The organism is Rhizorhabdus wittichii (assembly GCF_017607425.1).
In the GTDB taxonomy this organism is placed as follows: Bacteria; Pseudomonadota; Alphaproteobacteria; order Sphingomonadales; family Sphingomonadaceae; genus Rhizorhabdus; species Rhizorhabdus wittichii.
Window position 1 is genome coordinate 37,469 of sequence record NZ_CP059321.1, and the last position, 17,367, is coordinate 54,835.

Consider the following 17,367-nt stretch of genomic DNA (forward strand, 5'->3'; position numbering starts at 1 on the left):
CTGCTCATCGCGCGGCCTCCGTCGTCGCCGCCCAGACGCCGGGTCCGCCAAGCCCGGCAAGCTGGTCGCGCATCACCCGATGACTGGCGTTCTTGGGCAGATGCGGGACGATCTCGACATAGGCAGGCCACATATGGCGTGGCAGCCCCTCCGCACAGGCACGCCAGATCGCGTCCGGCGCCAGATTGGCGCCGTCCCGGAGAGCGACGACCAGCTTGATCTCGTCTTCGCCCAGCTTTGCAGGCACCGCCACGGCGGCCGCCTCCACAAGGCCGGGCAGTTTCAGCACCACATTCTCGATCTGGATCGGCGCGATATTCTCCCCCCGGCGCCGAATGCATTCCTTCTTCCGCCCGACGAACCAATAGTCGCCGTTGATATCGCGCCGCGCCAGATCGCCGGTATGGAACCACAGATTGCGCCAGGCGGCGACCGTCGCTTCGGGCCGGCCCAGATATTCGTGAAACATGATGTTGGGCAGGCGCGGCCGCACGACAATCTCTCCAACCTGCTCGGTGCCCAGCAACTGGTCGTCATCATCGGCCAGCGCGACATCATAATAGTCCATGGCCTGGCCGATGAAGCCCGGCCGGCTCATCTGCGTGCATCGACCGGGCGGACAGACAGGGGCCTCGGTCATGCCATAGGCGTTCGAGAATATCTCAAGCTGGAACCGCCGTTCGAACGCGTCCACCGGATCGGGCGCGGGGATCACGATCGCCATGCGCACGCGATGATCGGGCACGAATTCCTCGGGCGGACGCTGCATCAGGATATTGCCGATCAGGCCGATCAGGCTCAGATGCGTCGCGCCCGTATCCCTGACGCGCCGCCAGAAGGTCGCCGCGCTGAATTTCGGCTCCAGGGCGATCTCGATGCCGGACAGCATCGCGCCGAACAGGCTTGCCTGCGCGTTGATATGGAAAAGCGGCAGGACGACGAACACGACATCGCCATCGATGAACCGGTTGGACGATGCGGACGACCAGCCCAGGAAGGCGAAATATTCCTGCGGCAACACGGCGCCCTTGGGCGGGCCGGTGGTGCCGGACGTGTACAGGATGGTCGACGGTTCGCTGCGGGCGATGTCCCGCACCCGCTGCGCGAACAGGGCCGGCGCGTCCGATGGCGCCGGTGTTGCAGCCGGGTCAGCCTCCTTCCCCGCGACGATGACGACCGGCGCCGGCTCCAGGGCGAGCGAGCGGACCATCGCCTCCCGCTCCGCGTCGACGACGACCAGCCTGGCCCCGGAGTCCAGCAGGGGATAAGCGAGCAGTTCGCCGGTCAGTTCGGCATTGATGGGAACGGCCACCCGGCCCGATGCCCCGATCGCGATCAGCAGAGCGACATAGTCCGCGCAGTTGCGCATCAGGATGGCGACGGGTGCGCCTCGTTCGAGCCCGGCGCGATCGAAGGTTGCGATCCAGTCGAGCACATGGTCGTGCATCTGCCTGACGGTATAGCGTTCTTCTCCAAAACGCAGGAAGGCCCGGTCGGGCCATCGCTCCAGCGCGGCGAGCCACAGCCCGCCGATGGTGCGAAGCGCAGGATCAAGGTCGGTATAGCTGTCCGTCGTCGTCATGGCGCCGTCACACCTCCTTGTGTCGCCATGTCCGGTGCACGGCGACGATGGAACATGCTCACCCCAGGCACCCTCATGCGTCCACCAGATCGGCGGTCCGCCCTTCCCGCAGCGCGTCCAGCGCCACCGTATAGGTATCGACGCCCGACCGCAGGACCTTGCCGGGCAGCGCGCCGCTATGCTCGCCCTTTTCCAGGATTTGCACGCCATTGACGAAGACCTGCTCGATCCCCGTGGCATCGGCATAGGTCCGGTAATTGTCCCCCGGCACGTCGTAGCGCATATAGGTCTTGCCACGGCCGACGGTATCGGGATCGAACACCACGATGTCGGCATGATAGCCCACTTTCAGAAGCCCGCGATCGACCAGGCCGAAGTAGCGTGCCGGCCGGTCCGTCATCTGATAGACGGCCTCCTCCAGGCTGATAACGCCATATTGGCGGACTCCATTCTGAAGGACGGAGGTGGAAAAGGCGAAGGTGTCGATCATGTCGATATGGGCGCCAGCATCGGACGCGCCGATCAGCGTGCGGTCGTCGGTCCACACCTTTGCCCGCAGCTTGAGCGTCTTTTCATCATCATGGCCGACATCGGGCGCGAAACTGGTGAGCAGTTCGTCGCGGACGGCAATGTCGAGCATGACGTCGAGCGGATGCCGCCCTTCCTCCCGCGCGATATCGCCGATCAGGCGACCTTCATATTGCCGATTGTCCTCGGCGAGTACCGTACGCACCGTATATTCGTCGATCCGGGCGACGAAGGCCAGTGCGCTGTCCATGTCGACATCCGCCAGATTGTCCTCGTCGCGGGCCTGCGCCGCATCCGCCGTGGGGCGACCGCGCGGGCGACTGGCAGGCTTTGCACTCATCATATCCATGATCCGCTTCGCCCTTGCCTCGATGCCTGATTAATTGGACACAGGCGGCCAATTAATCATCGCGCCAAAAAGTGGGAACCGGTTTTTGGCATAAAGCGATGCGAAAACGAAAAACCAGAGCGCGCGACCTGCGTCAGATTGAACGCAGCGCGCTCTGGAAGCAACCGGAGGTGAAAGGCAATGGCGGACAAGCTCAAGGTCGGAATCATCAGCGCGAACTGGAGTCTCAAGGTCCATGGCGCGGCGTGGCGGCGAATCGAGGGGGTCGAGGTCGCGGCGATCTGTACCTCGCGGCAGGAGACCGCCGAGCGGGCGGCCCGGGAATATGACATCCCCAAGGCCTATTGGAACCATGAGGAGATGTCGGCCGATCCCGATCTCCATATCATCGACGTCGGCACGCGTCCGTCCTTCCGCTTCCCCATGGTCATGGCGGCGCTGAAGAACGGCAAGCATGTCTATGACGCCCTGCCCTTCGCCACCAGCCTGGCCGATGCCGAGACGATGCGCGACGCGCAGAAGGCGGCGGGCGTGGTCGGCGTGGTCGACGGGCAGTTCCGCTGGGCGCCGCACGCGCAGCAGATGAAGCGGATGATCGACGAGGGCTATATCGGCAAGCCGCTGGGCTTCAACGTCCAGCTCATGCTCCCGCTGAACGATTTCGAGGGCAAGCCCTACGCCTATTGCGCCTTTTCGGAACATACCGATCCCTATTACTGGATCGCGGAGAAGAGCAGCGGCGGCAGCGCCTGGCGCAATTTCGCCACCCATTCGCTGCTTTACCTCACGCACCTGCTCGGCCCGGTGGCGGAGGCGACGGGCATGCTGACGACCGGCGTACCCGAATGGTTCCTGCCCAATGGCGAGAGACTGCGGCCAGAGACCCATGATCTGGGCAGCGCGACGCTGCGCCTGGAAAATGGCGCGATCGGCAGTCTGCAGGCAGGCTGGTGCGTGCCCGATACCGAAGGGTGGCGCGTGGAGATCTGGGGCGACAAGGGCCGTCTGCTGCTGATCGACAACAGCTTCGGCAACTTCCCCATGGCCAAGCTCTATGCCGGCGACACCCGCCTGCTGACCTATGGCGAGCGGCATTGCCACGAAGTGATGGTCGACAACGCCTATTACGCCGTGCCGGGCATGAGCAACACCACCGCCGAACCGCGCATGTTCGCGGCGATGGACTGGATGTTCAAGAACATGGTCGACGCGATCCGCAATGGCACCGAAGGCTCGCCCAGCTTCACCGAGGCCGCCGCCGTACACCGCGTGGTGGAAGCGGTGGAGCGCGCCAATCTCGAACGCCGCTGGATCCGCATGGACGAGATGGGCTGATCACCCTTCCATTCAGCCGGCGGCGAGCATGCGCGACCAGTCGTGCAGCCGCCGCCACAGCGTCTCTCGGGTCGAGGCGAAATTGTGCATGTGCGCCATGGTCGGCACGATGAAGATGCCGATATCGCGCGACGCGGGATAGGCCGCCGCCTCGGCATGCGGGTCGGGACAGGTGTCCCGCTCGCCATTGGCGACCAGCACCGGCACCGTGATCCGTGCCGCGTCGGCGGCGAAGGTGCCGGGCAGCATCATCTGCACCGCGCAGTGCGGAATGGTCAGGCTGCCGAAGATCGGGCTCGTCTCGCGGATCGGGTAGCCGCCCTTCATGTCTTCGTCCAGGATGTCGGCCGGCACATCCTCCCAATGGAAGGCATAGACATAGTCGACCCCTTCATGGTCGTGATCGAGATGATTGGTCACGCGCCCCTCCGCCACCGCGTCAAACCGGCGGATGCCATGTTCGAACGCAGCCTTGTCGCGTTGCGGCAGCGCGGTCTGGATCGCGCTGACGCCGCAGGGCGCGATCGCGTCGAAGGTGGCGAAGCGGCCCTGGGCCAGGATCGACACGCCCCCGCCCATCGACTGGCCCATGCCGATCAGGAAGGGCGACACGGCCGGGAAATCCGGTAGCAGCGTGCCGGCGCGCAGCATGTCGGCGATCTGCCGCACGCAGTTGTCATGCGTGGCGGCCATCGTCTGATAGCTGATCTTCGACAGGTCCGGGATGCTGCTCTGCCCGACGCCGACATGGTCGATGCTGACATAAATGGTGCCGCGCGCGACATGCCATTCGGCTTCGTGATAGCCCTGATGGCCGTCGAAGCGCATTTCGAAATAATGGCGCGAATAGCCGCCGCCGGGGCAGGCGAAGATCGCCACCGGGCGATCGGGCATCAGGGCGGGATCGGGCAGGTAGATGGTGACGGCCATCTCGACTGGCCCCGCCAGTTCCGGTGCGGCTGCGCTCACGTCGATGCGGCGTTCGATCCTCTGCATGTCCCTCTCCCCAGAGCGATTTCCAAGCAGGTGGGATCACCTGCTGACTCGGAAATCGCGATAAGCCAAAAACCTGATGCCCCTGTCATACCGAAAGCATTTCGGGATATAAGCCGACGGATCACGAATAGATAATTCGGATAAACCGACCAATGCCCAGCTTCCACCAGTTGGGGCTTGAGTAGCAGCGGAACAGAAAACCTACACAAGGCAGTCTGGGCTGGCTGCCTTCGCATCAAACCCGGGTTTGATGCGAAGCGCCCCCACGATCGTGAGCGGGCCGCTGGATGACCCTCAATCTCATATATACCCGTCCAGAAATCTATAGCCGGTAAACTCATCCTTCGATAGATTGATGAAAAAGGGGGCGGACGTCGATGCTGATCGGGTACATGCGGGTGTCGACGGGCGAGCAAAATCTCGATCTGCAGCGCGATGCGCTGGATCGTGTTGGCTGCGACCGGATCTTCGACGACGTGTGCTCGGGCCGTGCGACCGAACGGGCTGGGCTCGACAAGGCAATCGATATCATGCGTGATGGCGACACCCTCGTTGTCTGGAAGCTCGACCGGATTGGACGGTCGCTGCCCCACGTCGTCGGACTGGTCGGCGATCTGCAGAAGCGCGGGGTCGGCCTGAAGGTGCTGACCGGCGATATCGACACGACGACCGTCACGGGCCGGTTGGTGTTCGGTATCTTCGCGACTCTTGCCGAGTTCGAGCGCGACTTGATCCACGAGCGCACGATGGCGGGGCTGGCCGCGGCCAGGGCGCGTGGTCGCGCAGGCGGTCGGCCACGGGTGATGACCAAACAGAAGTTGAAGGCCGCGATGGCGTTGATGGCAGACCGCGACAATGCCGCGCGCGATGTCGCGATCCAGCTCGGCGTGTCAGTGTCGACGCTTTATGCCTATGTCGATGCGAAAGGACAGCCGCGAGAGCGGGCCAGCGAACTGCTAGCCAAGCGCGGGACCAAGTCCACGGCAGCGGCATAACGCGAAGCGGTGCCCGTCAGCTTTCTCTCGGATGACCAAGCACTGCGATATGGCCGCTTCGTTGGCGATCCGACATCGGAACAACTGGCGCGTCACTTTCACCTCGACGATGCGGACCGGGCGTTCATCGGCGCGCACCGCGGCGCCCATAACCGGCTCGGCGTTGCGGTGCAGCTTGGCTCGTTGAGGCTGCTCGGCACCTTTCTCGAAGATCCGGCCCAGACACCGGCATCGGTCACGCGGTTCGCCAGCGATCAACTGGCGATCGACGGACCGGCCGAACTAATGGCGCGATATTGCGCGACCAAGGGACGATGGCGGCACGGCCCGCGCATCCGCGATCATTATGGCTACCGCGTCTTCTCCGATCCCGGGATCGCGTTCCGATTGCACCGTTTCATGTACGCGCTGTGCTGGACGGGCACCGATCGGCCATCGGCGCTGTTCGATGCAGCAGCGATATGGCTGCTCGAAGCCAAGGTGCTGTTGCCGGGCCTGTCCGTCCTCGAGCGCGATATTGCACGGGTCCGCACGCGGGTCGCCGCGCACGTTCATAGCCGTCTGGTCGACAAGCTGACGCCAGAGCAACGTACCCGGCTTGATACGCTCGTCGCTGTTACCGAGGACGGACGGCAAAGTCCGCTCGATCGGCTGCGTGATGGGCCATATCTGCAAAGCGGCCCAGAGATCAGCCGCGCCGTCGACCGCCTGACCGAGATCCGCACGTTCACCGCAGGCTTGCCCGAACTGGACCGCGTGCCACCAGGCAAGGCGGCTGCCCTTGCGCGATTTGCCGCTGCCGCAAGGGCGCAGGCCGTAGCCCGACTTCCCGATGATCGCCGCGCCGCCACCCTGGTCGCGTTCATCCGCACCCTCGAAGCGTCGGCCAGCGACGATGTCATCGACCTGTTCGACGCCGTATCGACCAGGATGTTCTCCAACGCACGGATCAACGCCAAGGAAGCCAGGATGCGCTCACTGCGCGATCTCGACGCCGCATCGCTCCGGCTTCGCGATGTCGGTGCCGTGCTGCTCGATGACAGTATCGGCGACACGGAGGTCCGCGCGGCCGTGTTCGCGCTGGTCGACCGGGCAGCGCTGACCGACGCCGTCGCGCAGGTGAATCTGCTCGCCCGCCCGACCGACGAGAGCTACTTCGTCGAGTTGCGCCGACAGACTGGTACGATGCGCTATCTGCCGAAAATGCTTGCTGGGCTGGATCTTGCCGCCGCGCCTGCGGGGCAGCCGCTGCTGGACGCAGTCGATCACCTGCGCAGAGTTCACCAGGGCGAAAAGCGCCGTGGGCCGACGCCGACCGCGTTCGTCCCCAAGGCCTGGGGTCGTCAGCTGAAGACCGATGACGGTGCATTCGATCTGACCGGTTACCGGCTTTGTACGCTCGACCGGCTACGCCGCGCCATCCGTCGCCGAGATGTCTTTCCCGTTCGCTCGCTTCGCTATGCCGACCCGCGCAAGGGCCTGCTGACGGGGGCCGCCTGGGAAGCGGCCCGACCGACGGTATGCCGCACGGTCGGCGTGGCGGTCGCTGGCGACGAGGAAATCGCCAAACTGTCGGCGCGGATCGATCTCGCCTACCGCGAGACAGCCGCGCGCGTGCCGGCCAATAATGCAGTGACCATCACAAAGACCGCGGGCGGTGCCGACCTGTCGATCGGGCCGCTCGACAAGATCGACGAGCCGCTCAGCCTCACCGATCTCCATAAGGCGATCGATGCACGGCTGCCGCAGTTGGATCTCCCCGAGCTGATCCTGGAGATGCACGCGCGAACCGGGTTCGGGGCGGCGTTCACTCATGCCAGCGAAGGCAATGCGCGCGCCGAGGATATAGCGACGACGATCTGCGCGGTGCTTGTCGCGGAGGCGACCAATACCGGGTTCGAGCCGCTTGTACGTCCCGAGGTGCCCGCGCTGCGCCGGTCTCGGCTGAGCTGGGTGAAACAGAACTTCATGCGCGCCGAGACGCTGACCACCGCCAACGCGCTGCTGGTCGCCGCGCACAACAGGATCCCACTGACCCGCGCCTGGGGTGGCGGCGAGGTTGCCTCGGCCGATGGGCTGCGGTTTACCGTGCCGGTCCGCACGATCCACGCCGGCCCAAACCCGCGCTATTTCGGGCGCGAACGCGGCGTCACCTGGTACAATCTGGTTTCCGACCGCTTTTCCGGGCTGAATGCCGTGACGGTCCCCGGTACGCTGCGCGACAGTCTCCATCTGCTGGCGGTCGTGCTCGACCAGGAAACCGAATTGCGGCCAAGCGAGATCATGACCGATACGGCCGGCTATACCGACACGATCTTCGGCGTCTTCCACCTGCTTGGGCTCCAGTTCTCGCCGCGCATCGCCGATATCGGCGGCGCGCGGTTTTGGCGTGTCGATGGCAAGGCCGATTACGGCGTGCTGGATGACCTCGCGGCGAACAGGATCAACACCAGGCTGATTGTCGAGCACTGGGATGACCTCCTTCGCCTGGCCGGATCGCTGAAACTCGGCGTCGTGCGCGCGACCGGACTCACCCGCGTCCTCCAGACCAACGATCGTCCGACAAGGCTGGCGCGCGCCCTCCAGGAACTCGGCCGCCTCATCAAGTCGCTCTACATGCTGCGGTTCATCGACGACGAACCCTACCGACGCCGCATCCTCGTCCAGCTTAACCGCGGCGAGAGCCGTCACCAGCTTGCCCGTACCGTGTTCCACGGCAAGCGCGGTGAACTGCGCCAGCGCTACCGTGAAGGACAGGAGGATCAACTCGGCGCGCTAGGGCTCGTCGTCAATCTGGTCGTGCTCTGGAACACGATCTACATCGACGCCGCTCTCAACCAGCTCCGCGCCGAAGGTCATGTGATCCTGGACGAGGACGTCGCCCGCCTTTCGCCGCTCGGAACCAAGCACATCAACATGCTCGGGCGCTACGCCTTCACCATCCCCGACATGGTGGCGCGCGGCGAGCTTCGGCCGCTACGCGATCCCGGTGCTGTGGGTATCGACGACGCCTGAAGGTGCGCCCTATGTAGGTTTTCTGTTCCGTTGCTACTCAAACCCCGGTTACGCCGACCATGTCGGTAAGAGCGGCGAGATGGTCCGTGTTTATCGGTGGAAGCGCCCTGTTCCAGGCTTCGTCATTTACAGGACGTATAGCCCGAGAAGCGCCGGAGCGTCTTTCAAATCGGACATCGGAGAAGACTTTCAGGTACTGCTTCGCCACGCTCGACCAGATCATCGCGCGACCGCGCTCGTACGCGCGGGTTCTAATCTCGCTACGCGACGCGCCATCGACGATCAATCGAGCGACGGCAGCTCCGAGTGCATCCGGTTCCGAAAAAGGCACCAGCACGCCACAATGGTCGGCGAGCAGTTCCTGCGCATACCAGAAGGGCGTGGAGACGACCGCTTTACCAAGGGCAACAGCGTAAGCGAGCGTTCCTGAAACGATCTGCGCTTCATTGGGGTAAGGCGATAGGTAGATATCGCATGCAGCCAAATGGTCGAGCAGCTCATCCAGTGAGAGATAACGGTCGACAAAGCAAATATTCTCGATGACGCCGAGTTCGGTTGCGAGTGCAACGAGGCTATCGCGATAGCGTTCGCCTTCATCCCTAACGAGGTTGGGGTGGGTCGCGCCGACAATCATATAGAGCAGATTGGGATGGTCGCGAACGAGTGCCGGCACTGCGCGAATTGCCGTTTCGATACCTTTGCCTGGACCAAGCAGGCCAAAGGTCATCAACAAGGTCCGGTCTGCAAGTCCCAGTTTGTGCTTCGCCATCGCCGGATCGATAAAGGCGCGGTCCGGAACGCCGTGGGGTATCACGGCGATGTGCTCGGTCGGGACATCATAGACGTCCTGCAGAATGCGCCGTCCTTTGTCCGCCATGACGACGAGGCGGGATGAGTGTTTGATGATGCCATCCATGACGCGACGTTGTGCAGGGTTGGGGTTGGCCAGTACGGTGTGCAGCGTCGTGACGATCGGAGCGTTGAGGCCGCTGAGAAGGCCAAGGATGAATTCACCGGCCTCACCTCCGAAGATCCCGAACTCGTGCTGAAGAGAAACGAGATCGACGTTCGACACGTTGAGGAAGTCGGCGGCGACTGCATAGGACGCGGGCGAGGCCTGCTGGATCTCCAGGGCGACATCGGGCGGATAGGCGTAAGTGTTGGCATCGTCCGTCAACGCGATCGTCATTGAAGAGAGATCGGAATCGCAGTTCTTCAACGCCTGCTGCAGATCGTTGGTGAAGGTGGCGATGCCACACTGCCTTGGAATGCAGGTTCCTACGACAGCGATACGCTTGAGCGGGGGAATGATCACAGAGTGGTTCATGCTCGACCTCAAATATGAAAATATCTCTCAGAGCGGCTCATGCCGCCTTGGGGGCCGCGTCCGCTGCTCCCTCGTGTTCGCGCCGCGGCAAGACGACGGTTGCCGAGCAATGGGGTTCATGATCCGACCATGTTGTCGGGCTTCGACCACCGTCCAGAGTCAAGGCCAATATTCTGTCTCCACGCCTGAGCAGCTTGGACACAGGATTGCGCGGCCGCGCCGGCCTGACGGCGTTAATGCTGGCGCGGTGACTTGGGCGATTGGCTTGCATTTCTTCGATTTATGGCAAGCACACACACGTCGCGTTACGTAATGTGCGCAGGACTTGCTGACCGGCGTCGCCTGAGCCAGGCCGCGCGTCGGCCGGATTCACGATGCTGAAATTGCTGAGGGCGGAACGCGTCAATCTCGTGCCAAGCTTGATCTGTGCGTGCGAGCGCTGGATCGCCAGGGGATCATCATCATTTATCGCGCGGTCGGGGCGATCCACGAAACTGTGGTCATTATGGCAACACCGACCATGACCAGACAGGCTGCGCCACCGAGCAGTTGCAGCCGCCGAGGAATGGGCTGGCCGTTCATCGCTTCGGAATCCGAGCCGAGCCATATCACCAGGGCAATAAGTGGGGCTGCAACAAAGCCGTTGACGACAGCACTCCATAGCAATGCCCTCATCGGATCGATCGAGGAGAAGTGCACAAGCACACCCAGCAACCCCGCGGCAGCAATTACGCCATAGAAGGCCTTGGCCCGCCCAGCGCTTTGCGCAAGGCCGGTCCGCCAACCAAATGCTTCAGAAACGGCATAGGCCGCAGAGCCGGCGAGCACCGGAATGGCGAGCATGCCGGTCCCGATGATTCCGACAGCGAAAAGCGCGAAGGCAAAATCGCCTGCAAGCGGTCGAAGCGCCTCGGCCGCTTGAGCAGCCGTATCAATCTGGGTGGTTCCAGCGACATTCAGAGTTGCGGCCGTCGTCACGATGATGAAGATGGCAATGACGTTCGAGAACAGCATTCCGAGCCAGCTGTCCAGTCGGATACGGCGCACTTGCCAGTCTGGCCCTGGCTCCGCATCACCAGCGCTGGCCAGGCCCGCTTCTTCGGCTTCCTGCGAGGCCTGCCAAAAGAAAAGATAGGGGCTGATCGTGGTGCCAAAGATCGCCGCCACCAGCATCCACGCTCCCGAGCCGGGCATGGCTGGTACTACAAGCCCGCGCAAGACCGAGCCCCAGGATACATGCACCACAAATGCCGTCGCCGCATAAGCCAGGAGCGCCAGGGTCATCCATCGCAAGAGCCGGGCATATCGCTGATAGTCCACAAACGTCTCGAGCAATGTTGAAGCAAGCGCAAAGACGATCACCCAGGGGTGCGGGGGACCGCCGCCTATGAGAGACATCGCCGAGCCCATTGCACCCAGGTCGGCCCCGAGATTGATGATATTTGCGATGAACAGGAGGAGGACAACGAGCCTTAGAACGGGTGATGGACAACGACGACGAATGGTTTCAGCCAGCCCGGCGCGGGTACTTCGCCCTATTCGACCACAGATCTCCTGCACGGCCGCGGCAAGCGGCCAGGTGAGAAGCATGGTCCAGCCAAGCATATATCCATAAGCCGCGCCGGCTTGCGCATAGGTTGCAATCCCGCTGGGATCGTCGTCGGCGGCTCCGGCAATAAATCCTGGGCCAAATATTTGGCGGATGCGTCGCAATCGGCGGGTGCGAGACGCCTTTGGGCGTGGAGCTTTCATCAAAGGGCCGTCCTGTTGGGAATCCGGCTCGCGCGCCAACGGGGTTCTCGTGCACGCTGGTCCCATTTTTCCAGTTCTTTGGTCGGCCGGTTACGGATCCTTGAGTTCGGTTTCGTGAATGTGGTCTGCGGGCAGCGGCATTTTCGCGCGAACGGACGTGGCGCGAGGAAAAGCTGTCGGGCAGCGCCCTTTCCAACTCCGGGAAATCCTCGAATTGCTCTTTCGGGCTGGAGTAAAGCGCGCGTAGCGACTGTTGCCGGTACACCCCTATGACGGGTCAATGGACCTTCACCATGCCGACACCCTTGATATTGTTGAATGAGTCGGTCTGGTGACACGCGAAGCACTGCTCCACGCGGGCGCTCTTCTCGCCGGTGATCGTCTTGTCCATCATTTCGAAGTGCATCATGTTATGGCTCGGCGGCGGCTTGTGGCACTGCGAACATTCGGTTGATTTGGGGCTGGGGTGGAGAAATCCGCTGATCTTCCAGCTGCTCGTGAGATGGCAGCTGGCGCAGTCCGTGCCGAAGAAGCCCTTATGCGTGTCCCGGGGGGCATGACAGGACTGGCAGTCGAGCCCCGCGGGATGGTTCATGCCACGCTGGGCGATCTTCTCGAGTACGGCATGATCCATGCGGACCGGCCGAATGTCTCTCCCCTGATGTTCGACATGGCAGCCGGCGCATTCCGTGACGTTAACGTGGAAGGCGGTCTCCGGCTTCATAAGCAATTCCGGCGCCGACGCATGGCAGGCAATACAGGTTTCGGCCTTGATCCCGCGATTGGGCGTGTGACAGCTCTCGCACTTGCCTTCGAGAAATGCATGGGCGTTCGATAGCGGCCCGGGTCGAACCGACGACGCCCATTGCGGCAGCGCGGTGCTGCCCGAGCGGTAGATGGTGAGGGGGACGGCGATCGCGGCGGCCACCGCGAGCGTCGCAAGGATCAGATAGACGATGGTCGTCCGGTTCATGGCCACCACCGCAGGCCGAAGTAGATGCTGCTCCAGATGTGCATCGTCAGCAATCCGTACATGATGATCGCCGCGACGATATGCACGACGATCCACCTGTCGAGCGTGGCCTTGATGACGTCGCGTGCGGTAATCGTGAATTCGAGATCGGCTATCGCGCCGAGCAGCGAGTCCAGCGGCAGTCCTGATGGATCAACGATGTTCTGACCGTGCAGATCGGCCGATACGGCCGCCAGGACGTCATAGCGGTCGCGCAGGACCTTGAGTTCCTTTTGCTGAAACCGCAATTCCTGGCCGACCTGCGCCAGATAATATCGGCCGATGAAGCCCGTGACGACGACTGTCAGCATCGCGATCACGAGGGCGATGCCGATCGGACTTTGAAACTTGTGCCCTGAATGGATAATCCCGAGCAGCGCGCCGATCGCGCCGGCATACACATGGAAACTGAGCAGTCCGCCAAGCGAGACGAGACGCTGCGTGCGCTGCTTGACCCACGCCTGCCGCTTCACGATGCTGTAGACGAGCAGGAGCACGAAAAGCAGGGCGGCGGCGATGCCGAACAGGCCTCCCGCCAGGCTCCCGGGGAACCGCGGCGCGGAATGCAGCAGGAAGGCCGGGACCAGCAGCGCAAGAGCGGTCAAGAGAGCGCCGACCGTTACTTTCTCGGTTTCGGTCATCTCAAGCGTCCACCACGAGATCGCCCACCGATTTTGCCTGGCAGGCGAGGATGATACCGTCGGCCTTCTCGTCGGCGGCGAGAGCGTCTTCCACTTCCATCGTCACTTGGCCCTGCCGCAGCGGGACCTTGCACCTTCCGCAGATGCCGACCCTGCATTCATAGTCGATGGCCACGCCAATGGCCTCCGCCGCCTCGAGCACGGACTGATCGGGTGCGAGTGCACCGCTTTTGCCGGACTTCGAAAAAGCGATCGTCGCCTGCGCGGAAGGAATGGCGGGCGGCGTCTGCGGGGCGGCCGATGCCGAGCTGTCGGTCGCGGTCTCCGCCGGTTCATCTTCAAGGACGGGTCCGCCCTTGGGGGGCGCGAATTCCTCCGTCTTTACCTGCTCCGCCGGCACCTTGAGCTGCGCAAGCGCCGCCTTCACCGCGTCCATCATCGGCGGCGGGCCGCACAGGTGAACGCGCCTGCTGGCGATTTCGGGAACGGAAGCGGCGATGAAATCGGCCGTCAAATAACCGGAAGGCCCGGCCCAGTCGGTCCCTTCGGGCTTTGCGACGATGGAGACGATGTGAAGCTTGTGGTGGCGCCGCGCCAGATAGTCGCATTCCTCGCGAAAGATCAGATCCGTCGGCGTGTTGACACCGTAGAGGAGGTAGATGTCGTGTTCATAGGAGCGGTCCGTCAGGCTGCGCAGCACACTCATCATCGGTGTGATGCCGACTCCGCCGGCGATCAGGACGATCCCCTCGGCTTCCTTGCCGGTGAAGAAGAACCGGCCCGCGGGCGCCGCAATCTCGAGAAGGTCGCCCGTAGCGGCATGATCATGGAGATGGCGCGATTCCAGCCCATATTGTTCGCGCTTGATCGTGAGCTCGATATAGTCGCGCTGTGTGGGCGACGACGAGATCGTGTAGGATCGTCGGACCTTCTGGCCTTCGATCTCCGAGGTGATCGAGGCATATTGGCCGGGCAGGAACGTGAACGGCATCGGCCCGCGGTTCGGTTCCATGAGCCGGAACGTCTTGACGCTCGGGGTCTCGTCGAAGATCGCGGTGATCCGCAGGACGCCTTTCCACAGGCGCGGCGCTGCCGGCGTGGCGCTGCCGGGCGTAGCTGCGCCTGCAGGAGCAGCGGGCGCCGGCACGATGGGGGCCGGGGCCGGAGAGGTGGCCGGACTGGCCGGTGGTGTAGCCCCGCCTGGTGCGAGCCGCTCCACCAAGCTTGCGATGCGGCGCAGCCGCGCCCATCGGAGTAGCAGCGCCGCAACCAGAGCCGCCGCCAGCAGCGCCATCGCGATCAGGTGCCACCAGGAAAGGCCCGCCAGCTCGTTTCCGTATGCCATCTGGTCGCTGACGGCAAAACCCGACTGGGTCTTGAACCAGCTCAGGGCAATCTGCCGGGGAGGGCGGCCCTCTTCGAGGCCCCTGAGCGCGCCTGCTCCGCTGTCCGCGAGTGCGAGGCCTTCGCGGGCGCCCCTGATCGCATCCTGGGCTCCTTTCGTGTCGTTCGACATGAGAGCGTGGTGAAGCCGGGCTTGCTCCGCGGTCAGGACCTCGGCGCCCGACCCCAGGCGGGCGAGAGCCGCGGCGCGTACCGTCCGTCGTGCCTCATCGGTCAGGACGGGCCAGTCCATCAGCGAGGGGTAGAAGGGTTTGGCGCCGCCGTTTCCACAGCATCCCGCCGGTCCCGCGCCCATTTTGGTACCCGGCGACGGCACCATCATCCCTTTCATCATCGCCGCCATGGGATCGGCAGCTTTCGCCGCGGCCGGAGCTGCTGCCCCCATCACGTTGCCCGCTGGCATCGCCGCTGGCGCGGCGGCTCCGCCCGCTGGATGATGCGACGCGTGCTCTGACTCGGCCATCTGCGCCGACGCTGGCGGTGATCCGGAGATCATCGCCAGCGCGAGTGCGATACCGCTCGTCCTCAAAGCCCGCGATAGCTTGAGGCCGGTGATGTTGTTGTGAGGGCGCGTCACCTGAGGACTTCCTTACATGTCATCCTTCATGGGCATCGGCTTGTCCGCGGGCATCGGCGCCGGCTTCGCGGTGGCGGGTTTCGCATGGCGGCGGTGCGGGGCTGCCTTGTGCTTGGCCATCGGCATCTTCTTCATGCCGCAGCATCCGGCCTTCTTTGCCATCGGAGGCATGGCCGCAGGCATCTTGTCGTCCTGCATCGGCATGCCGGCCATGCCTGGCATCGCGTCGTGCTTCTCCATGCCGCCTGCCGGCATCGACCCGTTGGCGGAGGGCGCAGACTGGGTCGACGGATGGCCGGTGGTTTGCCCCTGGGCCGAGGCGATGGCGGGCGACAGCACGATTGCACCCCCTAGGGCGAGCGCGCGCAAGCGGGAAGAACGCGTCATGATCATGATCAATACTCCATTGCTATGACCGGCCGAACATCCGGCTGGCAACGGCCCCGAGGGACCACAAATCGATTTTCGCCAATATACGTAGTTTCCTGTTTCCCCGGCGTTGTCGCCCGGGCGCCCGGAGCCGGCGCCGATGCTCAATCATCGCGCGGGGTTCCCGTCGCCCGCTGCCAGGGCCAACGACCCTTGATCTCGACCTCTAGCGAGAAACTCAGGAAGGTTCGTATCAGCACAATGCCGGCAAGGACCGCGAGACTGCTAAGCGTTGGCTGGATCGCGATAGTGTTGATGATGTCGGCCGCAACCAGGAATTCGAGTCCGAGAAGAATGGCTTCACCGAGGCTCGACCTGAAGTTGCCGACGACATGTTGGTCGATCGGACCTTTCAGGGATTGCTGCAGGAATCTGATCAGCGAAGAACCGGCGCCCACGACGATGATCGCCGTCCCGGTGACTTCGATGGCACGCGTGATCCAGTGGATGCCCTCCACAATGAGGCTCTCGGTCATCACGGACACCTGTGCATCACGTGGCGAACTCTGCGACCTCCCAATGCGACGAGGCGATCGGGTTCGCGTTCGATGATCACCATGCGTTTGTCAGGCCGCCCCGGGGCGACTGTCTCTGGCCGCGCCAGGGAATAAAAGATGATGTCACCGCGTTCGTACCACGTCCCGGTGGCCTGCGGTGCACGGTCGGGCAAACTGATCTCATTATAAGATCCATCCGCCCGGAACTCCCAGGCTGTACCGGTCTTGCACCCGGACCGGGCGTCGAATGACCAGATACCGATGAGATCCGTCTTCGAGCCCAAATGCTGACCGGGCAGATGCTCGGCAACAGAAGGCTGGGCCAGGCCGCCAACCGCAGCGATAACAGCCAAGGCTAAACTTGCTCGGCTGAGGAGCGCGCGCGCTTGGCGCCGACTTGCCCAAAGCAGCAGTAAACCCAAACGCTGCAAAACAGGTCTCATATGGACGCCTTCACTGCGCGGGCGGCATGAGGGTCGCCGTCGCCAGGTGGGCTTCCCCTGGGAATGCTCGCGAGATGCGCGAGGATCGGGCAATCCGCGATGGGAATGTCGATCGAGCATTGGGCGGACAGGGCGGACAGGGCGGTCTTGATGCGGGTCAGATCATCGATACGGGTGGTCGCTTCATTTATCTTGCTCTCGGTGATGGCCAGGACATCGGCGGTTGTCGCGGTGTCGGACGCGCGCAAATCGAGCAGGCTTCCGATTTCGCGAAGCGTGAAACCCAGCTGCTGCCCCTTGCGAATGAACCGCACGCGCTCGAGATCGGCGTCGCCATAGGTGCGGTAACCGGCAGAAGACCGGGCGGGCGGAGGAAGCAGACCGTTGCGCTCGTAATAGCGGATGGTATCGGGACGGATGCCGAGCGCACGCGACAGCTTTCCGATCGTGAAATATGTCATGGCGCGTCTCCGTTGCCGCGACCA

The 17,367-nt window shown here is 63.4% G+C and carries 14 protein-coding genes; 3 read left to right on the plus strand and 11 right to left on the minus strand.

Annotated elements, in window-relative coordinates; translation table 11 throughout:
- Window positions 1-4: 4 nt before the first annotated feature.
- Window positions 5-1,582: an AMP-binding protein gene (locus tag HRJ34_RS28595; protein ID WP_226949257.1), complete on the minus strand. Its 1,578-nt coding sequence runs from the start codon at window positions 1,580-1,582 to the stop codon at window positions 5-7.
- Window positions 1,583-1,655: 73 nt separating this feature from the next.
- Window positions 1,656-2,450 carry an amidohydrolase family protein gene (locus HRJ34_RS29385; RefSeq protein ID WP_226949253.1) on the minus strand — a complete coding sequence of 265 codons (795 nt, stop codon included), beginning with the start codon at window positions 2,448-2,450 and terminating at the stop codon, window positions 1,656-1,658.
- A 189-nt stretch (window positions 2,451-2,639) separates the two neighbouring features.
- Between HRJ34_RS29385 and HRJ34_RS28600 the strand changes: the two genes are divergently transcribed.
- The gene (locus HRJ34_RS28600; RefSeq protein WP_208634698.1) at window positions 2,640-3,794 is read left to right on the plus strand and encodes a Gfo/Idh/MocA family protein; all 1,155 of its coding nucleotides are present in this window, start codon (window positions 2,640-2,642) and stop codon (window positions 3,792-3,794) included.
- 12 nt (window positions 3,795-3,806) lie between these two features.
- Here HRJ34_RS28600 and HRJ34_RS28605 read toward each other — a convergent pair whose 3' ends face one another.
- The gene (locus HRJ34_RS28605; protein WP_208634699.1) at window positions 3,807-4,790 is read right to left on the minus strand and encodes an alpha/beta fold hydrolase; all 984 of its coding nucleotides are present in this window, start codon (window positions 4,788-4,790) and stop codon (window positions 3,807-3,809) included.
- Window positions 4,791-5,167: 377 nt separating this feature from the next.
- Between HRJ34_RS28605 and HRJ34_RS28610 the strand changes: the two genes are divergently transcribed.
- Together HRJ34_RS28610 and HRJ34_RS28615 are read left to right on the plus strand one after the other, a co-directional pair.
- Window positions 5,168-5,785, plus strand: a complete 618-nt coding sequence (locus HRJ34_RS28610) for a recombinase family protein (RefSeq protein ID WP_208634700.1) — start codon at window positions 5,168-5,170, stop codon at window positions 5,783-5,785.
- Between the two features lie 9 nt (window positions 5,786-5,794).
- On the plus strand, window positions 5,795-8,800 hold the full coding sequence (locus HRJ34_RS28615; RefSeq protein WP_208634701.1) for a Tn3 family transposase: 3,006 nt from the start codon (window positions 5,795-5,797) through the stop codon (window positions 8,798-8,800).
- A gap of 37 nt (window positions 8,801-8,837) precedes the next feature.
- Here the strand turns inward: HRJ34_RS28615 and HRJ34_RS28620 are convergent, their stop codons facing one another.
- The 8 genes from HRJ34_RS28620 to HRJ34_RS28655 form a co-directional block, all read right to left on the minus strand.
- Window positions 8,838-10,127: a glycosyltransferase family 4 protein gene (locus HRJ34_RS28620; RefSeq protein WP_226949254.1), complete on the minus strand. Its 1,290-nt coding sequence runs from the start codon at window positions 10,125-10,127 to the stop codon at window positions 8,838-8,840.
- 465 nt (window positions 10,128-10,592) lie between these two features.
- Complete coding sequence (locus HRJ34_RS28625; protein ID WP_226949255.1) at window positions 10,593-11,918, minus strand: NRAMP family divalent metal transporter; 1,326 nt, start codon at window positions 11,916-11,918, stop codon at window positions 10,593-10,595.
- 238 nt (window positions 11,919-12,156) lie between these two features.
- Entirely contained in the window at window positions 12,157-12,852 is a 696-nt protein-coding gene (locus HRJ34_RS28630) for a cytochrome c3 family protein (protein WP_024018501.1), read from the minus strand.
- On the minus strand, window positions 12,849-13,532 hold the full coding sequence (locus tag HRJ34_RS28635; protein ID WP_024018502.1) for an iron reductase: 684 nt from the start codon (window positions 13,530-13,532) through the stop codon (window positions 12,849-12,851). The genes HRJ34_RS28630 and HRJ34_RS28635 overlap by 4 nt, the downstream gene beginning before the upstream one ends.
- A 1-nt stretch (window position 13,533) precedes the next feature.
- Entirely contained in the window at window positions 13,534-15,513 is a 1,980-nt protein-coding gene (locus tag HRJ34_RS28640) for an FAD-binding oxidoreductase (RefSeq protein WP_024018503.1), read from the minus strand.
- Between the two features lie 12 nt (window positions 15,514-15,525).
- Window positions 15,526-15,906 (minus strand): hypothetical protein, encoded by a 381-nt coding sequence (locus tag HRJ34_RS28645; protein WP_024018504.1) that lies wholly within the window; start codon window positions 15,904-15,906, stop codon window positions 15,526-15,528.
- A 140-nt stretch (window positions 15,907-16,046) separates the two neighbouring features.
- Window positions 16,047-16,418, minus strand: coding sequence for a DUF1622 domain-containing protein (locus HRJ34_RS28650; RefSeq protein ID WP_024018505.1), 372 nt, complete (start codon window positions 16,416-16,418; stop codon window positions 16,047-16,049).
- A 460-nt stretch (window positions 16,419-16,878) separates the two neighbouring features.
- Window positions 16,879-17,343 carry a heavy metal-responsive transcriptional regulator gene (locus HRJ34_RS28655; protein ID WP_024018507.1) on the minus strand — a complete coding sequence of 155 codons (465 nt, stop codon included), beginning with the start codon at window positions 17,341-17,343 and terminating at the stop codon, window positions 16,879-16,881.
- Window positions 17,344-17,367: the final 24 nt, after the last annotated feature.